This is a genomic window from Microbacterium sp. NPDC056569, assembly GCF_042793475.1.
Taxonomy (GTDB): Bacteria; Actinomycetota; Actinomycetes; order Actinomycetales; family Microbacteriaceae; genus Microbacterium.
The window spans coordinates 22,975-42,404 of record NZ_JBHTUV010000020.1; the positions used below are offsets into that span (position 1 = coordinate 22,975).

The 19,430-nt window shown below is 71.0% G+C and carries 18 protein-coding genes; 12 read left to right on the forward strand and 6 right to left on the reverse strand.

All coding sequences use genetic code 11. From position 1 onward, the window contains the following. The first annotated feature begins 186 nt into the window (after positions 1–186). The 3 genes from ACFQ7C_RS18595 (at position 187) to ACFQ7C_RS18605 (ending at position 3,331) form a co-directional block, all read left to right on the forward strand. A complete protein-coding gene (locus ACFQ7C_RS18595; RefSeq protein WP_378904803.1) occupies positions 187–1,575 on the forward strand; it encodes an aminomethyl transferase family protein in 1,389 nt (462 codons plus the stop codon). Positions 1,576–1,645: 70 nt separating this feature from the next. Continuing rightward, positions 1,646–2,542, forward strand: a complete 897-nt coding sequence (locus tag ACFQ7C_RS18600) for an IclR family transcriptional regulator (protein ID WP_378904806.1) — start codon at positions 1,646–1,648, stop codon at positions 2,540–2,542. A 9-nt stretch (positions 2,543–2,551) separates the two neighbouring features. Continuing rightward, positions 2,552–3,331, forward strand: coding sequence for a DUF1932 domain-containing protein (locus tag ACFQ7C_RS18605; protein WP_378904809.1), 780 nt, complete (start codon positions 2,552–2,554; stop codon positions 3,329–3,331). A 160-nt stretch (positions 3,332–3,491) separates the two neighbouring features. On the opposite strand, the gene ACFQ7C_RS18610 is transcribed toward ACFQ7C_RS18605, so the two are convergent. Next, positions 3,492–4,901: an aminomethyl transferase family protein gene (locus ACFQ7C_RS18610; RefSeq protein WP_378904812.1), complete on the reverse strand. Its 1,410-nt coding sequence runs from the start codon at positions 4,899–4,901 to the stop codon at positions 3,492–3,494. 150 nt (positions 4,902–5,051) lie between these two features. Between ACFQ7C_RS18610 and ACFQ7C_RS18615 the strand changes: the two genes are divergently transcribed. The 4 genes from ACFQ7C_RS18615 to ACFQ7C_RS18630 all read left to right on the forward strand — a co-directional run bounded on the left by ACFQ7C_RS18615 (position 5,052) and on the right by ACFQ7C_RS18630 (position 8,667). Further along, positions 5,052–5,810, forward strand: coding sequence for a PIG-L deacetylase family protein (locus ACFQ7C_RS18615; protein ID WP_378904815.1), 759 nt, complete (start codon positions 5,052–5,054; stop codon positions 5,808–5,810). Positions 5,811–5,823: 13 nt separating this feature from the next. Continuing rightward, positions 5,824–6,540 (forward strand): 4-carboxy-4-hydroxy-2-oxoadipate aldolase/oxaloacetate decarboxylase, encoded by a 717-nt coding sequence (locus tag ACFQ7C_RS18620; protein ID WP_378904818.1) that lies wholly within the window; start codon positions 5,824–5,826, stop codon positions 6,538–6,540. After that, positions 6,527–7,627, forward strand: coding sequence for a 4-oxalomesaconate tautomerase (locus tag ACFQ7C_RS18625; RefSeq protein WP_378904821.1), 1,101 nt, complete (start codon positions 6,527–6,529; stop codon positions 7,625–7,627). The genes ACFQ7C_RS18620 and ACFQ7C_RS18625 overlap by 14 nt, the downstream gene beginning before the upstream one ends. Positions 7,628–7,698: 71 nt before the next feature. Continuing rightward, positions 7,699–8,667 carry a VOC family protein gene (locus ACFQ7C_RS18630; protein WP_378904824.1) on the forward strand — a complete coding sequence of 323 codons (969 nt, stop codon included), beginning with the start codon at positions 7,699–7,701 and terminating at the stop codon, positions 8,665–8,667. Between the two features lie 202 nt (positions 8,668–8,869). Here the strand turns inward: ACFQ7C_RS18630 and ACFQ7C_RS18635 are convergent, their stop codons facing one another. The 3 genes from ACFQ7C_RS18635 to ACFQ7C_RS18645 all read right to left on the reverse strand — a co-directional run bounded on the left by ACFQ7C_RS18635 (position 8,870) and on the right by ACFQ7C_RS18645 (position 13,082). Then, entirely contained in the window at positions 8,870–9,982 is a 1,113-nt protein-coding gene (locus ACFQ7C_RS18635; RefSeq protein WP_378904827.1) for a 5-methyltetrahydropteroyltriglutamate--homocysteine S-methyltransferase, read from the reverse strand. A 159-nt stretch (positions 9,983–10,141) separates the two neighbouring features. Continuing rightward, complete coding sequence (locus tag ACFQ7C_RS18640; protein WP_378904830.1) at positions 10,142–11,053, reverse strand: serine hydrolase; 912 nt, start codon at positions 11,051–11,053, stop codon at positions 10,142–10,144. 64 nt (positions 11,054–11,117) lie between these two features. Beyond that, complete coding sequence (locus ACFQ7C_RS18645; RefSeq protein ID WP_378904833.1) at positions 11,118–13,082, reverse strand: M13 family metallopeptidase; 1,965 nt, start codon at positions 13,080–13,082, stop codon at positions 11,118–11,120. A gap of 126 nt (positions 13,083–13,208) precedes the next feature. Between ACFQ7C_RS18645 and ACFQ7C_RS18650 the strand changes: the two genes are divergently transcribed. Then, complete coding sequence (locus ACFQ7C_RS18650) at positions 13,209–14,528, forward strand: MATE family efflux transporter (RefSeq protein ID WP_378904836.1); 1,320 nt, start codon at positions 13,209–13,211, stop codon at positions 14,526–14,528. Between the two features lie 6 nt (positions 14,529–14,534). On the opposite strand, the gene ACFQ7C_RS18655 is transcribed toward ACFQ7C_RS18650, so the two are convergent. Together ACFQ7C_RS18655 and ACFQ7C_RS18660 are read right to left on the reverse strand one after the other, a co-directional pair. After that, a complete protein-coding gene (locus tag ACFQ7C_RS18655) occupies positions 14,535–15,191 on the reverse strand; it encodes a TrmH family RNA methyltransferase (RefSeq protein ID WP_378904839.1) in 657 nt (218 codons plus the stop codon). Positions 15,192–15,234: 43 nt separating this feature from the next. Next, complete coding sequence (locus tag ACFQ7C_RS18660) at positions 15,235–15,378, reverse strand: hypothetical protein (RefSeq protein ID WP_378904842.1); 144 nt, start codon at positions 15,376–15,378, stop codon at positions 15,235–15,237. On the opposite strand from ACFQ7C_RS18660, the gene ACFQ7C_RS18665 reads away from it, so the two are divergent. Genes ACFQ7C_RS18665 through ACFQ7C_RS18680 form a run of 4 tightly spaced genes read left to right on the forward strand, consistent with a single transcriptional unit; the run spans position 15,349 to position 19,418 of the window. Beyond that, positions 15,349–16,731, forward strand: a complete 1,383-nt coding sequence (locus ACFQ7C_RS18665) for a PP2C family protein-serine/threonine phosphatase (RefSeq protein WP_378904845.1) — start codon at positions 15,349–15,351, stop codon at positions 16,729–16,731. The two genes, ACFQ7C_RS18660 and ACFQ7C_RS18665, sit on opposite strands and share 30 nt — an antisense overlap. Then, positions 16,728–18,686, forward strand: a complete 1,959-nt coding sequence (locus ACFQ7C_RS18670; RefSeq protein WP_378904848.1) for a glycosyltransferase family 2 protein — start codon at positions 16,728–16,730, stop codon at positions 18,684–18,686. The genes ACFQ7C_RS18665 and ACFQ7C_RS18670 overlap by 4 nt, the downstream gene beginning before the upstream one ends. Further along, positions 18,683–19,015 carry an STAS domain-containing protein gene (locus ACFQ7C_RS18675; protein ID WP_378904851.1) on the forward strand — a complete coding sequence of 111 codons (333 nt, stop codon included), beginning with the start codon at positions 18,683–18,685 and terminating at the stop codon, positions 19,013–19,015. Before ACFQ7C_RS18670 ends, ACFQ7C_RS18675 begins: the two co-directional genes overlap by 4 nt. Further along, positions 19,005–19,418 (forward strand): ATP-binding protein, encoded by a 414-nt coding sequence (locus tag ACFQ7C_RS18680; protein ID WP_378904854.1) that lies wholly within the window; start codon positions 19,005–19,007, stop codon positions 19,416–19,418. Before ACFQ7C_RS18675 ends, ACFQ7C_RS18680 begins: the two co-directional genes overlap by 11 nt. The last annotated feature ends 12 nt before the right edge of the window (positions 19,419–19,430 follow it).

Sequence of the window (19,430 nt, forward strand, 5' to 3'; positions counted from 1 at the left end):
GATGTGCGGCGAGATTGTCAACGATTTTGGTGCGAAGTTCCGCGACCGTGACCTTCGACACGATGCTGGCGCGCGGCGCGTGGGGGCGCAGCATCCGTTTCCGTTCAACGGAATGCCCGTGCCGGGACCGGCTGGAGCGCTCTTACGCTGACCGCAGCTTCCGCATCCGAAGAAGGAGGGTCGACGATGACCACGATCACGGACACCAAGCCCGAGTCGCTCGCCGAGGCGATCGAACGCGCCGGCAGCCCCGTCGAGCTGCTGCGCAACCAGAACTGGCCGGCGTTCACGTTCCCGGTGGCGCCGGAGTTCACGAACTGGCGCGACGAGCAACGCGCCTGGAACACCTCGGTGGCGCTCATGGACCAGTCGCACCACATGACGCAGCTGTTCCTCGACGGGGACGACCTCATCCCCCTGCTGAGCTCGATCTCGCCGAACACGTTCGCGACCTTCCGGCCCGGCGTCGCGAAGCAGCTCATCTCGGTGAACAGGGACGGCTACCTCATCGGCGACGGCATCCTCTTCTACAACTCCGAGGGGCCTGAGGGCGTCGTGCTCATCGGCCACCACATCCTCATCGACTGGGTGCGGTACAACGTCGAGAAGGCGGAGGCCGACGGCAAGAACGTGCGCTACCGCCTCGAGGCGAACTCGCACATGCGGCAGGGCCCGCCGACGTTCTACCGCTACGAGCTGCAGGGACCGCACGCCGACCTCGTGATGGAGAAGGTCTTCGGCGGGCCGGTGCCCGAGATCAAGTTCTTCCACATCGGCGACGTCACCATCGCCGGCCGCCCCGTGAAGGCGCTGCGCCACGGCATGGCCGGGCAGCCCGGCTTCGAGTTCTACGGCCCGTGGGAGGACAGCGAGGTCGTGCTGCAGGCTCTCATGGACGCGGGCGAGGAGCACGGCATCCGTCGCGTCGGAGCGAAGGCGTACTCGTCGTCGCCGCTCGAGTCGGGCTGGGTGCCGACGCCGTTCCCCGCCGTGTTCGACGACGACTTCGCCGAGTACCGCGAGTGGCTCCCAGCGGCGCGCATCGGCTCGGTCGGAGGATCGCTGTACTCGACCGACATCCACGACTTCTACATGACGCCCTTCGATATCGGACTGGGCCGCTCGGTGCGCTTCGACCACGACTTCCACGGGCGCGAGGCCCTCGAGAAGCACGCCGAGAACCAGCGCCGCCGCAAGGTCACGCTGATCTGGAACGCCGACGACGTCGCCGCGGTCGTGCGCTCGCAGCTCGAGCCGGGCACTCCTGCGAAGTACCTCGACTTCCCCAAAGCGCGGTACGGGCTGTACCAGATGGACGAGATCCTGAAGGACGGCGAGCGCGTGGGGATCTCGACGGACGCCGGCTACGTGGCGTACGACCAGCTCTACATGTCGCTCGCGACCCTGGACGCCGGCATCCGCGACGGCGAAGTGGTCGAGGTGGTGTGGGGTGAGGACCCGATCTCGCGCAAGGACGGCGTCGACGCGGACCACCGCCAGGTGCGCATCCGCGCGACGGTCGCCCCCGCTCCGTACCACGACTACGCGCGGACGGTGTATCGCCAGAACGCGTGAGCCGCTCTCAGCCTCCGGCACCCGGGTACCGGAGCGGGGTTAGCATGGCGGCGTCGTCGAGGAGGATGCCGTGGCACGAGGATCGGCTGGAGAGTCGGTGCTGCACCGGCACCTGCGCGTGCTCGAGAGCTTCGATGCGTGGCATCCGTTCCTCACCCTCACGGAGATCGCCGACGCGTCGGGCATCCCGCCGTCGAGCGCGCACCGCCTCATCGCCGAACTCGAGCACGAGGGCCTGCTCGAGCGCCTGCCGGACCGCACGTACCGTCTCGGAGTGCGCCTGTGGGAGTTCGCGAGCCGCACGCCCGGCGCGGTCGGGCTGCGCGAGATCGCCCGGCCGTGGCTGGGCGCGGTGCACGAGCGGGTGCGGCAGCACGCGCAGTTGGGCGTGCTGAGCGGGCGGGACGTGCTCTTCATCGATCGGATGTCGACGCGCGACGCCGTCGTCAACGCCACGCTGATCGGGGGCCGCATCCCGCTGCATGCGTCGTCGAGCGGGCTGGTGCTGCTGGCGTACGCCGACGCGGCACTGGTCGCCGACGTGATCGCCGGGGGCCTTCGGACCTACACGGAGCGGACCATCCGCACCGGAGCCGAGCTGCGCGCGGAGCTGCGCCGGGTACGGGAGGAGGGCTACGCCGTCACGGAGGGCCACATCCACCCCGAGTCGCGCGGGATCGCGGTGCCCGTGACCGGGCCCGGTGGAACGGTGTACGCCGCGATCGGTGTCGTGGTGCCCAACGACGGCGGCTCCACACATGCTTACGCCGAGCTGCTGCGCCGGGCCGCCGCCGGCATCGCACGCGACCTCGCGGTCGCGTACCGGCCCGACGTCGACGAGCGCACCCACGGCATCCGCTCGCTCGTGAGCGGGTCACGACGCTCGCTCGAGTACCTCGAGAGCCTCGACGCCGACCCGCATGACATGGGTGCCCTTCCCGCCCTCGGCCCCGCGCCGGTGCCCTAAATTGGCGCCATGACGACGATCGCGGTCCTGGGGCTCGGCGAAGCCGGCCGCCGCTACGCGCTCGGGCTCGCGCAGGCCGGCGCGGACGTGCGCGGGTTCGACCCCGCGCACGATCTCGGCGACCCCGACGTGCCGCAGTTCGCGACCCTCGCCGACGCCCTCGCCGGGGCGGATGTGGCGCTGAGTCTCGTGACCGGCCATGCCGCAGCATCCGTCGCCCGCGATGCCCTGCCGCACGTCGCCGAGGGTGCCGTGTACGCCGACCTCAACACCGCCGCGCCCGAGCTCAAGCAGCGCATCGCGCGGCTCGCCGCCGACCGCGGGCTCGCGATGGCCGACGTCGCGGTGCTGGCGCCGGTGGTGCGCGCGGGGCACCGCACACCGCTGCTCGCGAGCGGACCAGGAGCCCGCGAGTTCGCCGCACGGGTCGGTCCGTTCGAGGTGCCGGTCGACGTGGTCGACGGCGACGCCGGCGAGGCTGCGCGCCTGCGGCTGCTGCGGAGCGTGTTCATGAAGGGCCTCGCCGCGCTCGTGCTGGAGGGGCTCGGCGCGTCGCGCGCCGTGGGCGCCGAAGACTGGCTCCGCGCGCAGATGGCGCAGGAGCTCGGCCCCGAGGGCGCCGCGCTGATCGCCCGCCTCGTCGACGGCTCGACGACGCACGCGGTGCGCCGCGAGCACGAGGTGCGCGCCGCGCTCGCCGCGCTCGAGGCCTCGGGCCAGCCCGCCGACATGACCCGCGCGACGCTCGCCTGGTTCGAGCGGCTCGTCGCGGAGCGCGACCACGACTGACTCCGCTCGCGAAGGTGGCATGCGACGCCGTCACCGCAGCGCCGACGCGACGAGAATCGCCACCTTCGCCTGACGGCCCCTCGCGGAGGTGGCGCGACACGCCGTCATCGCCGTGACGAGACGACCACGAGCGCCACCTCCGTGGCGAATGCGACCCGGGCTACACCGCCGCCGCGGCGGTGCGCCAGCCGCCGTGATACTCCTGGCGAGCCGTGACCGCGTACGGCACAGGGCTCACCACCGCGCGCACCGCCAGCTGCTCGTGCGGCTCGACGGTGGTCTTGCGCGAGCCGCCGTCGGGCTCGCCCCACACCACGCGCACCTCTGCGCCGATCGGCACGTCGCGGTCGACGGTCGCGAGCGACAGGCCGCGCTTCTCGTTCGCGGTGACGCCGGTGAACAGCGAGAGGCCCACGGTGTCGCCGTCGGCGTCGAGCACGGCGTCGTAGTTCGACGAGCCGTAGTTCGCGTTCGGCAGGTCGAAGAACTGGTACCCGGGGCCCTCGCGGTCGATCACGCTCGTCAGGAGCTTGGCGAGGTCCTCGTCGTTCCACGCGAGGGTGACCTTCTTGCGCTGCGTCTCGGGGTCGACCTGCTCCAGGGCCTCGCGGCCGATGAAGTCGTGGTCGAACTTCACGAACGAGCCGTAGCCGAGATCCCACGGGTTGAGGTAGTAGTCCTCGATGTCGTCCGACACGAACGACCCCGCGAGCGCGTTGATCGCCTCGTAGCTGTTCGCCGGCAGCCACTCGCGGTAGCGGCGCTCGAGGTCGCCGCCGGTGTAGACCGCCGGCAGCGGCGAGGGGATCCAGCCCGACTCGAGGGTGTTCGACGAGTACGCGCGCGAGCCGCACGGCTCCAGCCCGAACTCGCGGCCGGCCTCGAGCACGGCATCGCGGATGCGGCCGTGCTCGGAGTACGGGCCCCAGATCTCGAGGCCCGGCGCACCGGCCATGCCGTGGCGGAGCGTGCGCACCTGCTGCCCCGCGATCTCGAGCTCGCCCATGTGGAAGAACCGCACCTGCTCGACCTCGTGGCCGGCGAGCTTCTCGATGATCGGCCACGCGTTCGGGCCCTGGATCTGGAAGCGGTAGAACTCGCGCGTCACCGCCTCGCCGTACGGGCGCGAGGGCGAGCGGTCGTCGTACCGGGTCTCGACGTCGTAGCCGCCCGTCTCGGCGTGGAACTGCAGCCAGTTCGCGCCGGGCGCGCGGCCGACGTAGACGTACTCGTCCGCCGAGAGATGGAACAGGATGCCGTCGCCGATGACCCCGCCCGTCGACGAGATCGGCACGAACTGCTTCGCCGTGTTCACCGGGAAGTTCGCGAACGAGTTGATGCCGGTGTCCGAGAGCAGCTTCAGTGCGTCCGGCCCGGTGATGAAGAAGTTGACCATGTGGTGCGTCTGGTCGTAGAGCACCGCCGTCTCGCGCCAGGCCTTCTGCTCGCGCCGCCAGTTCGTGAACTCCGCAGGCACCACCGGGTAGATGTACGTGCCCAGCTGCGAGTTGCGGAGCATCTCGACGACGCTCCCCCGCTCGTCCATGAGTTCCTGCAGATTGCTCGCCATGCCTGTCTCGACTTCCTCGTCCAGTGGGTGCTGCCGGGTGACCTGACCGCGATGCTACGTGGCGGCTATACCTACGTCCAGAGGTATTTGGTCGCCACGATTGTAGACAATTTGTTGACCATTTCGCCACGGGTATGGTTCGCTGGCCCCATGACAGACACCGCCGTCGACACGCTCCTCGTCGTCAGCGCCCACGCCGGCGACTTCGTGTGGCGGGCTGGTGGCGCCATCGCCGCCGCCGCGCTCCGGGGCGAACGCGCGGTGGTCGCGTGCCTGTCGTACGGCGAGCGCGGCGAGTCTGCCAGCCAGTGGCTCGACGGCAGGTCGCTGGAGGAGATCAAGCGCATCCGGCGCGATGAGGCAGAGGCTGCAGCATCCGCTCTCGGTGCCGAGATCGAGTTCCTCGACCTCGGGGACTACCCGCTCGTCGAGTCGCGCGAAGCGGTGTCACGCCTCGTCGACCTGTACCGGCGGGTGCAGCCCACCGTCGTGCTCACCCACACCCTGCGCGACCCCTACAACGGAGACCACCCCGCTGCCGCGCGCATGGCGCTCGAGGCCCGCGTGCTCGCTCAGGCGATCGGCGTCGCGAACTCCGACGGCAGCTACCCCGGCAAGGACGACATCATCGGCGCCCCGCCGGTGTTCTTCTTCGAGCCGCACCAGCCCGAGCAGTGCGACTTCACCCCCGACGTGCTCCTCGACGTCACCGAGGCGTTCGGGCGCAAGCGCGCCGCGATGGAGTGCCTCCCCGCCCAGAAGCACATGTGGTCGTACTACACCGACCTCGCGGTCCGCCGCGGCGTGCAGCTCAAGCGCAACGCGGGCCCGAACCTCGGCCTGCACCACGAGACCATGGGCGAGGCCTACATGCGGCACTTCCCGCAGGTCACCGCGGTGCTCTCGTGAGCGGGGTGCATGCGTGAACAAGCCCGTCATCGTCACCGACATCGCGCGGACGGATGCTGCGACCGCCCGCGCGCTCGGAGTCCACGGCGTCGCGACGGTGCACGAGGCGATGGGCCGAACGGGACTGGTGGGTCCCGGCATCCGTCCCATCCAGGACGACGTGCGCACCGCCGGAACCGCCGTCACGGTGCTGAGCCATCCCGGCGACAACCTCATGATCCACGCGGCCGTCGAGCAGTGCCGCGAGGGCGACGTGCTCGTGGTCACGACGACATCGCCGTCGCTCGACGGCGCGTTCGGCGAGCTGTTCGCCACGGCCCTGCAGGCGCGCGGCGTGCGGGGGCTCGTCACCACCACCGGGGTGAGGGATGTCGCGGAGCTGCGGGAGATGGGGTTCCCGGTGTGGTCCGCGGCCGTGTTCGCGCAGGGCACCGTCAAGGCGACGCCCGGCTCGGTGAACGTGCCGGTCGTGGTCGCGGGTGTGACCGTGCGCCCGGGTGACGTGATCGTCGCGGACGACGACGGGGTGCTGTGCGTCCCCCGGCGGGAGGCGCGCGATGCGCTCGCCGCCGCCGACGCGCGCATCGCGAAGGAGGAAGCCGACCGCTCCGCGTACCGCGGGGGCGAGCTGAGCCTTGACCGCAAGGGACTGCGGCCGCTTCTCGCGGAGCTGGGCATCGAGTACGTCACGCAGGCCGACTACGAGGCGCGCGACCATGACCGCGCCTGATCCCGTGCGCGACGGCATCCGCTGCATGCTCGTGCGGGGCGGCACATCGAAGGGCGCGTACTTCCTGGCGGCCGACGTGCCGGCGGACCCGGCGGAGCGCGACGACCTGCTGCTGCGGATCATGGGCTCGCCCGATCCCCGCCAGATCGACGGCATCGGCGGCGCGCACCCGCTCACGAGCAAGGTCGCGATCGTCTCACCGTCGGCCGCCGCGGACATCGACGTCGACTACCTGTTCCTTCAGGTCGGCGTCGACACGGCGACGGTGGCCGACGCGCAGACCTGCGGCAACCTGCTCGCCGGCATCGGACCCTTCGCGGTGGAGCGGGGCCTCGTGCCGGCGACGGGTGGGCGCACGACCGTGCGCATCCGGCTCCTCAACACCGGGGACACCGCGACCGCCGTCTTCGCCACGGCCGACGGCCGTCCCGACTACGAGGGCGACACCGCCATCGACGGCGTCCCCGGTTCGGCTTCCGCCATCGAACTCGAGGTAGGCGGCGGCCCGGACAAGGCGCTGCTCCCGACCGGCAACGTCGCCGACGAGCTCGACGGCGTCGCCGCGACGCTGATCGACAACGGCATGCCGGTCGTGCTCCTGCGCGCGGCCGACCTCGGTGTCGACGGCTCGGAGTCGCCCGAAGCGCTCGAGGCAGACGCCGATGTCGCCGCGCGCATCGAGCAGCTCCGGCTCGAGGCCGGCGCGCTCATGGGTCTCGGCGATGTGTCGGCGCAGACGGTGCCGAAGATGATCCTTCTCTCGCCACCGCGCGCGGGCGGCGCGATCTCGACCCGCGCCTTCATCCCGGCGCGCGTGCACACGGCGATCGGCGTGCTGATGGCGGCATCCGTCGCCGCCGCCCTCCGGATCCCCGGCGCCGTGGGCCACGACATGGCCGGCGCGCTGGACGACGAGGACACCGCCATCGAGCACCCGAGCGGCGCCTTCCCGTCGCGCGTGCGCGTCACGCGTGACCCGGACGGCACGTGGCGCGCGACCTCCTTCTCGCTGCGCACCGCGCGCAAGCTCTTCGACGGCACGGTCTTCCCCGGGCCGCCCCGTCGACCGCCGACAACCGCTCGCTGAGCCCGAGACCGGTCGCTGAGCCCGTCCAAGCGTCCGCTGCGCCGAAGAATCCCGTCAGAGAGGACACCCCGATGACCGCCGACACGTCGTTCGACGTCGCCCACCTCGCCCACGTCGAGCTGCTCACGCCGACCCCCGCCGAGAGCCGCTGGTTCTTCGAGGAGCTGCTCGCGATGCGCGTCGTCGGCGAAGACGGCGACTCGGTCTACCTGCGCACGTGGGACGAGTACCAGCTCTACACGATCAAGCTGACGGCATCGGATGCCGCCGGCGTCGGTCGCACGTCGTTCCGGGCGTCGTCGCCGCAGGCGCTGGAGCGTCGCGTCGCCGCCATCGAGGCGACCGGATCGGGCATCGGATGGGTGGACGGCGACCTCGGCTGCGGGCCGACGTACGAGTTCACCGACCCGGACGGCCACGCGATGTCGATCTTCTACGAGGCGGAGCGGTATGAGGCCGGCGACGACGACCGGCCGGCGCTGAAGAACCAGGCGTCGCGGTTCCCGGGCCGGGGCGTGAACGCGCGCCGCCTGGACCACATCAACTACCTCGCGAAGGACGTCGAGGCGAACGGCGCGTTCCTGCGCGACGCGCTGGGGATGCGCGAGTCCGAGCGGATCCGCCTCGACAGCGGGAAGTTCGCGGCGTGGTGGTTCCACTTCTCGCTGAAGTCGTACGACGTCGTCTACTCCGACGACTGGACCAAGCACGGCAACCGGCTGCACCACATCGCCTTCGCTCCCGACACGCGGGAGGACATCCTCAAGGCCGCCGACATCTTCCTCGAGAACGGCATCCACATCGAGTCGGGCCCCCACAAGCACGCCATCAACCAGACGTTCTTCCTCTACGTCTGGGAGCCCGGCGGCAACCGCATCGAGTTCGCGCAAGCCGGCGCCCGCCTGCTGCTCGACCCCGACCAGCCCGTCGTCGAGTGGACCGAGACCGAGCGCAAGAAGGGGCAGGCCTGGGGCATGAAGACGATCGAGACCTTCCACACCCACGGCACCCCCGTGGTCGACCCCCCTGCGGCCCACTGACCCCGGCGCCGGACGCAGCGCGCAGCGGACCTCCCGGGTTCGGGGCGCACCGCGCCCATTCGGGGCGCACCGCGCCCGCCCCGAATGTCCGCCGGACGCCCCGAACCCGAGTGGCCGGCTCACGTTCACCCGGACTGACCTGTCACCCCGGGTTCTGAGGCGCACGGCGCCCCAGAACCCGGACCCGCAGGCCGGGAAAGGGTCAGCGCCAGACGTCGGCGGCGATGTCGACGACCTCGCGCACCTTGGCCCACTGCTCGTCCTCGGTGAGGACGTTTCCCTCCTCGGTCGAGGCGAAGCCGCACTGGGGGCTCAGGGCCAGCTGCTCGAGCGGGGCGAACGCCGCCGCCTCGTCGATGCGGTGCTTCACAGCATCCACGTTCTCGAGTTCACCGCTCTTCGACGTGATGAGCCCCAGCACGACCGTCTTGTCGCCCTTCGGGAGGAACCGCAGGGGCTCGAAGCCGCCGGCGCGCTCGCTGTCGTACTCGAGGAAGTAGCCGTCGTAGGCCGTATTGCCGAGCAGCTGCTCGGCGACCGGCTCGTAGCCGCCCGACGAGATCCACGTCGAGCGGAAGTTGCCGCGGCACACGTGCGTCGTGATGGTGAGGTCATCCGGCTTGCCGTCGAGGATGCGGTTGAGCATGGTCGCGTACCGCTCGGCGATGCCCTCGGTGCGGATGCCGCGCTCCCGCGCCTTCTCGAGCTCCACCTCCGAGCAGAGATAGGCCCACGCGGTGTCGTCGAACTGCAGGTACCGGCAGCCCGCGTCGTAGAACGCGGCCACGGCATCGCGGTAGGTCTGCACGAGGTCGTCGACCATGTCGTCGTGCCCGGCGTAGCCCGAGGCGGCGAGGTGGCCGGGTTCGATCCGGAAGTCGAGGACGGTGGGCGCCGGAATGCTGAACTTGGGCACCGCACCGGTCGTGCGCTCGAGGAGGCTCTTGAGCGACCGGAAGTGGTCGAGGAAGGGGTGGGTGTCGCTGAAGCCGATCCGCCCCGTCACGTCGATGCCGCGGGGCTTCGTCTGGACCCCCTGGAACTGGATGCCGTGATCGAGCTCGACGATCTCGACGCCGTCGAGCAGGCCGAAGAAGTCGAAGTGCCACCAGGACCGGCGGAACTCGCCGTCGGTCGCGAGCTTCAGGCCGGCGTCGGCCTCGCGCACGACGAGCTCGGCGATCGCCGTCTCTTCCGCGACGCGCAGCGCATCGGCGTCGATGTCTCCCGCGGCGAACCGGCGGCGGGCCTCGGCGAGTTCAGCAGGACGGAGGAAGCTGCCGACGATGTCGGCGCGGAACGGCGGTGTTGACACCCTCGCAACCGTACCCGATGCCTCCGGCCATAGGGAAACGTCCCGTCGCCCGCCGTCACCATGCCACCGCGAGACTTCAGTGGAGCTCCGAGACAGCACGCTGCGCATGCAGTCTCGGCGACCCGTTGAAGTCTCGCGGTTCTTGCGGCTGGCTGCCGGTCAGAACACGTACTCCATGAGGTCCGTGCCGAGGATGCGGAAGGCCTCGTGCGCGCGCAGGCGGTGCGAGATCGACAGGTCGTCGAAGCACACGATGAGGGCGTAGGACACCCCCGCGCGCGGGCCTGCCAGAACACCCGCCTCGACACGGATGCCGGCATCCCGGCCGGTCTTGTTGATGAAGAGCAGGCCGTGCTCGTCGTTCTCGTGCGAGAACGGGTCGAGGCCCGTCGCGGAGGCGACGAGCGACAGGTCGTGGTTGAGGCTCAGCCACTCCGCCACCTGGGCGCTCACGCTCGGCGAGACGACCTGCGAGTTCACGAGCGCCGCGAACACCTCGGCCAGCTCGCGGGCGGAGCCGAGGGCGAAGTGCGGGGCGTCATCGGGCCCGCGCTCGTCGCGGAAGCGGTCGAGCAGCGCCGAGCGCGCCAGGCCGAGGTCCTCGATGCGGGCGCGCACCGCGGGCAGGCCCACGCGGCGCAGCAGCGCATTGGCGGCGAGCGCGTCGCCGGTCGACGCGGTGAGCACCGCGAGGTCGACGAGGGGCAGCGCAGGCGCCTTGAGGTGCTGCCACACTCCGCCGACGCCGACCGGCTCGATGTGCGCGCGGTCGATGATCTCGAGCGGCTCCAGGCGACCCGACTCGAACGCGGCCGCCACCTCGATGAGGAGCGGCACGACGCCGAGGCCGGCGACCGGCAGCGTCACGAAGTCGTCACCCGAGAGCACCGAGGTGCCGCGGTCGAGATCGGTGATGCGCACCGAGATCTTGGCTCCCGATGCGGCGAGATCGTCGAGCGCCTTCAGCGTCGACGTGAACGAACGACGACCTGCGGCCGCCCTCTTCGGCAGCCGCCTACCGGTGCTCCGTCGCGCCCCCCGCAGCGACTCGGCATCCTTTCTGGGCTCCATGCCCACGGAGTTTCCCTCCCCTTGACGTTGTTGCGGGGTGATCGGGCCGCATGCGGCCCGGCCGTCACCAGATGGTGACGCGCTGGTCCTCGTCGAGCCAGAGCGCGTCCGACTCGGTCACACCGAAGGCTTCGTAGAACGCGTCGATGTTGCGCACGATCTGGTTGCACCGGAACTCGTTGGGCGAGTGCGGGTCGATCGTGAGCAGGCGGATGGTCTCAGCATCCCGTCCCTTCTGCTGCCAGATCTGTCCCCAGCTGAGCAGCAGCCGCTGGATGCCCGTGAAGCCGTCGAGCTCGGGCGCGCCGGTGCCGTCGAGCGACAGGGCGTAGGCCTTGATCGCGATGCCGAGACCACCGAGGTCGCCGATGTTCTCGCCGATGGTCAGCGCGCCGTTGACGTGGTTGTCGTCGGCGAGCCCCTGCGGCACGAGGGCGTCGTACTGCGCGATGAGGCTCTTGGTGCGCTCCTCGAAGGCCGCGCGGTCCTCGTCGGTCCACCAGTCGCGCAGCGACCCGTCGCCGTCGAAGCGGCTGCCCTGGTCGTCGAAGCCGTGGCCGATCTCGTGGCCGATGACGGCGCCGATGCCGCCGTAGTTGGCGGCCGCGTCGCGCTCGGCGTCGAAGAACGGATACTGCAGGATCGCCGCCGGGAACACGATCTCGTTCATGAGCGGGTTGTAGTACGCGTTGACCGTCTGCGGCGTCATGAACCACTCGTCGCGGTCGATCGGCTGGCCCACCTTGGCGAGCTGGCGGTCGTGCTCCCAGACGTGCGCGCGGCGGACGTTGCCGACGAGGTCGTCGGCGTCGATCTCGAGGGTCGAGTAGTCCTTCCACTTCACCGGGTACCCGATCTTCGGGGTGAATGCGTCGAGCTTCGCGAGGGCGCGTTCGCGGGTCTCGGGGCTCATCCACTCGAGCTCGGCGATCGACTGGCGGTAGGCCTCGACGAGGTTGCCGACCAGCTCGTCCATCGCCTCCTTGGCCGCGGGCGGGAAGTGGCGCTCGACGTAGACGCGGCCGATGGCCTCGCCCATCGCCGCCTCGGCGAGGCTGACGCCGCGCTTCCACCGCTCGCGGTTGACGGGGACGCCGGTGAGCTGCGTGCCGTAGAAGCCGAAGTTCTCGGCGACGAACTCCTCCGACAGGAACGGCGCCGCGGAGTGCACGACGGCGAACCGCAGCCAGGCCTTCCAGTCCTCGAGGCGGTCTTCGACGAGCAGCGAGCCCAGGCCCTCGAAGAAGCTCGGCTGGTACACGTTGATCTCGGCGAACGCGGCGGCGTGGTCGGGCGCGGCGCCCTCGCGCCACGGCGTCAGGTCGACGCCGACGAGCTCCTGCACCTCGTCCCACGTCTTGAGGTTGTACGTCTTCACCGCGTCGCGGCTCGAGACGTTGTCCCAGTGGTGCGTGGCGAGCTCCGTCTCGATCGCGACGATGCGGTCGGCGGATGCCTCGGCCTCAGCCACGCCCGCGAGCTCGAGGATGCGCTGCACGTGGCCGCGGAACGCGATGCGCGTCTCCTGGAAGTTGTCGAGGCGGTAGTAGCTCTCGTCGGGCAGCGACAGGCCGCCCTGGATGAAGAAGGGCACGTAGCGCTCGGGGTTGCCCGGGTCGGGCTCGAAGTAGAGGTGGATGAGCGCCGCGACGCCCTCGCGCTCGAACTCGCCGATCGTGCGGAGGAACCCGGGGATGTCGGCGACCGCCTCGACCCGCGCCAGCGTGTCGGCGAGCGGCGCGGCACCCTGCTGCTCGATGCGCTCGGTGTCCATGAAGCTCGTGTAGAGGTCGCCGATCTTGCGGGCCTCGGTGCCGGCGGCCGCCTGCTGGGACTCCTCGACGATCGCGTGCACGTCCTTCTCGGCCTGCTCCGCGATGAGGTGGAACGAGCCCCACCGCGCCTTGTCCTCCGGGATGTCGGTCCGTTCGAGCCAGCTGCCGTTGACGTGGCGGAACAGGTCGTCCTGGGGGCGGATCTCGGCGCTGAGCTCTTCGAGCGCGAGACCGGAGCGGGGGGCATCGGTCATGCGTTCCAGGGTAGTCGCCCGAAGCCTGGACAACTCTCGGGAGGGGACGGATCGCCCGCCGTGACGACATTGTGATGAACACGGATGCTGCGCCCCCGCGTCGGCGGCGCCTTCTAGGCTCGTCGGGTGAGCACCGACACCCTGAACCGCGACATCCTGCGGCTCGCGGTGCCGGCGCTCGGCGCCCTGATCGCGGAGCCGCTCTTCCTCATCGTCGACTCGGCCCTCGTCGGACACCTCGGCGTCGAGCCGCTCGCGGGGCTCGGCATCGCCTCGGCCGTGCTGCAGACGATCGTCGGGCTCATGGTGTTCCTGGCGTACTCGACGACACCCGCGGTCGCGCGCCGGTTCGGGGCGGGCGACCCGTCGCGCGCGGTGTCGGTCGGCATCGACGGCATGTGGCTCGCGCTCGGCATCGGCGCGGTGCTCGCGCTCGTCGGCTACGTCGCGACCCCTTTCCTCGTGGGCCTGTTCGGCGCGACGCCGGAGGTCGCGCAGCAGGCCGAGATCTACCTCGGCATCTCGATGTGGGGCCTGCCGGCGATGCTCGTCGTGTTCGCGGCGACCGGGCTCCTGCGCGGCATGCAGGACACCGTGACGCCGCTGTGGATCGCGGGACTCGGCTTCGCCGCCAACGCCCTCCTCAACTGGCTCTTCATCTACGGGTTCGGGTGGGGCATCGCGGGCTCCGCCATCGGCACCGTCGTCGCGCAGTGGGGCATGGTCGCCGCGTACGCGGTCGTCGTCGGGCGGCTCGCGCGGCGGCACGAGGCATCCGTCCGTCCCCAGCGTGAGGGCTTGCGGGGCTCGGCGCGGTCCGGCGGCTGGCTGTTCCTGCGCACGGTGTCGCTGCGGTTCGCCCTGCTCGCGACGGTCGCGGTCGCGACCGGCCTCGGCACCGTCGAGCTCGCCGGCTGGCAGGTCGCCTTCACGATCTTCTCCACGGCCGCCTTCGCGCTCGACGCCCTCGCGATCGCCGCGCAGGCGCTGATCGGCAAGGGGCTCGGCGCCGAAGACACGCCGCTGGTCCGCCGCGTGCTCGGCCGCACCGTCGCGTGGGGCGCGTGGTTCGGAGTGATCACGGGTGCGATCATCGGCGCACTGTCGGGCGTCATCGGGCTGGCTTTCACCGGCGACGCGGGCATCGCGACGCTCGTGCAGCCCGCGCTCATCGTGCTCGCGATCGCGCAGCCCGTGTGCGGCGTCGTGTTCGTGCTCGACGGCGTGCTGATCGGGGCCGGCGACGCGAAGTACCTGGCGATCGTCGGCGTGCTGAACCTCGTGCCGTTCATCCCCGCACTCGTGCTCGTCGCGTGGCTGCACCCGGTCGGTGCGGCCGGGCTCGCGTGGCTCGCCGTCGCGTTCTTCGGCGTGTACATGCTCGCCCGGCTCGTCACCCTCGGGTGGCGCGTCCGCGGCTCGGCCTGGCTCACTGCCGGGGCGTGACCGGACTCACGCCCAGCGGCGGCACCATTCGTACATCACGACAGCCGCGGCGGCGCTCGCGTTGATCGAGCGGGTCGAGCCGTACTGCTCGATCTGGACGGTTCCGGATGCTGCCGCCAGCGCCTCGGGCGACAGGCCGGGCCCTTCCTGGCCGAACAGCAGCACGCACGCCTCGGGCAGGTCGGCGGCGGGCAGCGGCAGCGAGCCCTCCACGTTGTCGATCGCGATGACGGGGAGGGACGCAGCATCCGCCCATCGTGTGAACGCCTCGACGGTCTCGTGGTGGCGCACATGCTGGTAGCGGTCGGTCACCATGGCGCCCCGGCGGTTCCAGCGGCGCTTGCCGATGATGTGCACCTCGGCGGCGAGGAACGCGTTGGCGCTGCGCACGATCGAGCCGATGTTCATGTCGTGCTGCCAGTTCTCGATCGCGACGTGGAACGCGTGGCGCCGCGTGTCGAGGTCGGCGACGATGGCGTCCATCGTCCAGTACCGGTAGGCGTCGACCACGTTGCGCGCGTCGCCGTGCGCGAGCAGCTCGCGGTCATAGCGCGGTTCGTCGGGCCAGGCCTCGGGACCACCGGGCCACGGCCCCACGCCGACCGGCAGTGTCGGCTCCGCGGGCTCGCCGTGCGCGGCGGCGGTCGGGTCGGGCGCGGTCACCGGCCCAGGCTATCCGTCGCGGAGTGCTCCCGCGATCGGGCGATCAGGGGTTGTGCAGCTGATGCCACTGGCCGCGCCGCGTCTCGGCGAGCGACGCACGCCACGCCCGGCGGGCGGGCCGCGCGTGCCTGCGCTCCCGCAGGCCTCCGATGACGTGATGGACCGCCGCGACCAGCTTCGTCGTCATGTGCACCGCCTGCTCTCGAGATGTCGAGTCACGCATATCGCCGATGGGCGGCGAGATGACTGGGGGTTGACACGCCCTCCCCCGACGTGTCCGACGGCATCCATCGGGCGCGCCGCGGCCGATGTCGTCCGATTGCGTGGTTCGGGTCGACGGGGAAAGCGCCCGCCCGCAATACTGGAGAGGACCGTACGACCGGGGGGCCAGTTGTTCGACGATCAGAGGCGTCAGCGCGCCATCGAAGCACTCGGGGTGCTGGACACCCCACCGGATGAACGCGTGGACCGCGTCGCACGGCTCGCTCAGGAGATGTTCGGCGTCCCGATGGTGAGCGTCACGCTCATGGACGGCGACCGGCAGTTCCGGAAGGCGCAGATCGGCCTCGGCGGGCATGAGGCACCGCGCGCCGACTCCTTCTGCGATCTCACGATCCGCCAGGAGGGGACGCTGGTCGTCGAGGATGCCGCCACCGACGACGTCTTCGCCGAGAACCCGTTCGTGGTGGGCGATCCGCACCTGCGGTTCTACGCGGGCCACCCGCTGCGGGCCCCCGGAGGCGAGCAGGTCGGCACCCTGTGCATCGTCGACACCGAGCCCCGCACGCTGGACGAACGCGGCCGGTCGCTGCTGCGCGAGCTCGCGCTGTGGGTGCAGGCCGAGCTCATGGACGCGGACGAGCTGGACTACGCCTCGGTCGTGCAGCGCGCGATGCTCCCCGCACGCACGCCGCACGTCCCGGGGTACACGCTGGCGGCGGCGGCCGCTCCGGCCGGGCACCTGCTCGGCGACGTGTACGACTGGCACGTGGTCGACGGGCGGCTGCGGGTCATCCTCGCGGACGTGATGGGCAAGGGAGCCGGGCCTGCCATCATCGCCTCCGCTGTGCGCGCCTCGCTGCGCACGGCGCCGGAACGCCCCCTCGCGCAGGCCGTGAGCGAGATCGACCGCATGCTCGAGGACGACATCGGCGGCTCGAACATCTTCGTGACCGCGGTGGCGGCCGACATCGACGTCGCGACCGGCGCCATGGCCTTCGTCGACGCCGGCCACAGCCTCGCCTTCGTGCTGCGTGCGGGAGGGACGTGGGAGGCGCTCCGCTCGACGGGCCTGCCGCTGGGCATGGGATTCGACGAGACCCGCGCGGCGTCGAGTGCACAGCTCGATCCGGGTGACGTCTTCATGATCTGCAGCGACGGCCTGCTCGACGTGCTCGACGCCGACGATCCGTTCGGCCATGTGCACGATGCGCTGCGCAACCTCGGGCCCGCGGGCGCGGTGGAGGAGGCGACGCGCCTCGCCGCGCGGCGCGGCGCTCCCGACGACGTCACGGTGGTCGTCGTGAGGAGGGACGCGTGACCGCGCGGTTCGTCTGGATCCGCATCCTCGCACTGCTGTCGGTGCTGCTGGGCGTCAACTACATCGCGTGGCGCTGGCTCGACTCCGTGAACTGGTCGGCGTGGTGGATCGCGGTGCCGCTGGTCATCGCCGAGACCTACAGCCTCATCGACACGTTCCTCTTCTCGGCGACGATGTGGCGCGCCCGCGAGCGCCCGGCGCCGACCTCACCGCCCCAGGGCACCGCCGACGTGCTCATCACGACCTACAACGAGCCCGTCGACATGGTCATCGCGACCGCGCGCGCGGCCAAGGGCATCGCGTACCCGCACGAGACGTGGATCCTCGACGACGGCGCGCGACCCGACATGGCCGCAGCGGCCCGGCAGCTCGGCGTCGGGTACATCACGCGCTCGGCGGACTGGGCGGGCAAGCCGAGGCACGCGAAGGCCGGCAACCTCAACAACGCGCTCTTCCAGACCGAGGGCGAGTTCCTCCTCATCCTCGACGCCGACCAGGTGCCCGATCCGCTCATCCTCCACCGCACCCTCGGATACTTCGCAGACGACCCCGAGGTCGCCCTCGTCCAGACGCCGCAGTGGTTCGTCAACGTGGACGACGCCGATCCGCTCGGCAGCCAGGCGCCGCTGTTCTACGGCCCCATCCAGCAGGGCAAGGACGGCTGGAACGCGGCGTTCTTCTGCGGCTCGAACGCGGTGCTCCGTCGTGACGCGCTCATGCAGCTCGGCATCGTGGGGTACGTCCGCAGCCTGGAGCAGTCCACGGTGCGCACCCTGAAGGCCTCCGAGTCGCTGCTCGCGCATGCGGCGCGCGACCGCGACGCCGATCCGGCGGTGCGTCAGCAGCTGCGGGTGCTCCGCAGCGAGGTCGCACAGGCCCGCGCGCGGCTCGACGAAGGCGAGCCGATCGCCGATGTGACGTACCGCGTCCAGTCCGCGGTCGACACGGCCTCGCGCGAGCTGGTCCGCGGCGACCTGTCGCGCGTGCGCGCCGACCTCGCCTCGATCGGCGAACTGCCGGTGCAGCGCGACACCGAGCTCGACGCGATCGTCATCGACGACGCCGGGCTCGACGCCCTGGCCGCGCGCGAGCTGTCGCCGCTCGGGGCGATCGACTCGGTGTCGGGTCTGCTCGAGGCCCTGCGGGTCGACCGCCCCGACGAGGCGCAGCCCATGCAGCCGATGGCGACGATCTCGGTCACCGAGGACATGGCGACCGCCATGCAGCTGCATTCGCTCGGCTGGAAGAGCGTCTATCACCACGAGATCCTGGCGCACGGGCTCGCCCCCGAGGATCTGCGCACGATGCTCACGCAGCGGCTGCGCTGGGCACAGGGCACCCTCCAGGTGATGCTGCGCGACAACCCGCTCGTCAAGAAGGGCCTGTCTGCAGGCCAGCGGCTCATGTACTTCGCGACGATGTGGAGCTACCTGTCGGGCTTCACCGCGATCGTCTATCTCGCCGCCCCGGTCATCTACCTCGTCTTCGGCGTGATGCCGGTGACCGCCTGGAGCGTCGACTTCTTCGCGCGGTTCCTGCCGTACTTCGTCATCAACCAGATCCTGTTCCTCGTCGTCGCGAAGGGGATCAAGACGTGGCGCGGCCAGCAGTACGCGCTCGCCCTCTTCCCGGTGTGGATCAAGGCCTGCACCTCGGCGTTCTCCAACGTGGTCCTCAAGCGCCCGCTCGGCTTCGCGGTCACGAAGAAGGACGGCCGCGACGAGTCCGGCCCACCATGGCGCGAGATCTGGCCGCAGCTGACCGCCATCGTCGTGCTCGCGACCGCGCTCGTGCTGGGCCTCTCGCGCCTGGCGGTGGGCACCGCCGACGGCACCGGCACGCTCGTGAACACCGTGTGGGTGATCTACGACCTGGCGGTGCTGAGCGTCATCGTCCAGGCCGCCCTGTACCGCGGGCCCGCCCGGCCCGTCCGCGAGCCCGAGGAGGCAGCATGAATCTGATCGTGACACCCGGCGAGGCGTTCGCCGTCGTGCGACCCGAGGGGCGGCTGACCGCGACGTCCGTCCCCCGGCTCAAGAAGGCGGTCGACGAGCTCGTCGGCCACGGCACCACGCGCATCGTGGTGGATCTGTCGGGCACCGACTTCGTCGACTCGTCCGGACTCGGTGCTCTGATCGGGGGCCTCAAGTCGGCACGCCTCGCCGGCGGGGACCTGCGCATCGCGGCGGCGACCGAGCCGGTGCGCCGCGTGCTGAAGCTCACCAACCTCGACCGCGTGCTGCGCGATCACCCGACGCCGGAGTCGGCGTTCGATGGCGACTGAATCGGGCATCCACCTCGAAGGCGTGGCCGACGACGCACTCGTCGACCGCGTGCACGATGCGCTCGACGACCTCCTGGGCCGGGTGCCCGGCATCGGCGAGGAGGACGCGATGCTGTTCCGCCTCGCGGTCAGCGAGGTCGCCACGAACGTCGTGGAGCACGCCCTCGCCCGCGAGCCGGTCCGCGTGACCGTCGAGCTCGACGCCGACGCGGACGCGCTCTCGGCGGTGTTCACCGACACGGCCGAGCCCGCCCTGATCGACCTCGGCTCGGTGTCGATGCCGGGCTCCGATGCCGAGTCCGGTCGCGGGCTGGCCATCGCCCTCGCCACGCTCGACGAGCTCGTCCACGAGACCGAGCGCGGCAACGTCTGGCGGCTGCGCCGACTGCGCCACGACCACTGATCGGCGTCCGCC

What these genes read in the sequence shown, in the direction of transcription:
- ACFQ7C_RS18595 (WP_378904803.1), top strand. Translation starts at nt 187, where the DNA reads ATGACCACGATCACGGACACCAAGCCCGAGTCGCTCGCCGAGGCGATC.
- ACFQ7C_RS18605 (WP_378904809.1), top strand. Translation starts at nt 2,552, where the DNA reads ATGACGACGATCGCGGTCCTGGGGCTCGGCGAAGCCGGCCGCCGCTAC.
- ACFQ7C_RS18610 (WP_378904812.1), bottom strand. Translation starts at nt 4,901, where the DNA reads ATGGCGAGCAATCTGCAGGAACTCATGGACGAGCGGGGGAGCGTCGTC.
- ACFQ7C_RS18615 (WP_378904815.1), top strand. Translation starts at nt 5,052, where the DNA reads ATGACAGACACCGCCGTCGACACGCTCCTCGTCGTCAGCGCCCACGCC.
- ACFQ7C_RS18625 (WP_378904821.1), top strand. Translation starts at nt 6,527, where the DNA reads ATGACCGCGCCTGATCCCGTGCGCGACGGCATCCGCTGCATGCTCGTG.
- ACFQ7C_RS18630 (WP_378904824.1), top strand. Translation starts at nt 7,699, where the DNA reads ATGACCGCCGACACGTCGTTCGACGTCGCCCACCTCGCCCACGTCGAG.
- ACFQ7C_RS18640 (WP_378904830.1), bottom strand. Translation starts at nt 11,053, where the DNA reads ATGGAGCCCAGAAAGGATGCCGAGTCGCTGCGGGGGGCGCGACGGAGC.
- ACFQ7C_RS18645 (WP_378904833.1), bottom strand. Translation starts at nt 13,082, where the DNA reads ATGACCGATGCCCCCCGCTCCGGTCTCGCGCTCGAAGAGCTCAGCGCC.
- ACFQ7C_RS18665 (WP_378904845.1), top strand. Translation starts at nt 15,349, where the DNA reads ATGGACCGCCGCGACCAGCTTCGTCGTCATGTGCACCGCCTGCTCTCG.
- ACFQ7C_RS18660 (WP_378904842.1), bottom strand. Translation starts at nt 15,378, where the DNA reads ATGACGACGAAGCTGGTCGCGGCGGTCCATCACGTCATCGGAGGCCTG.
- ACFQ7C_RS18675 (WP_378904851.1), top strand. Translation starts at nt 18,683, where the DNA reads ATGAATCTGATCGTGACACCCGGCGAGGCGTTCGCCGTCGTGCGACCC.
- ACFQ7C_RS18680 (WP_378904854.1), top strand. Translation starts at nt 19,005, where the DNA reads ATGGCGACTGAATCGGGCATCCACCTCGAAGGCGTGGCCGACGACGCA.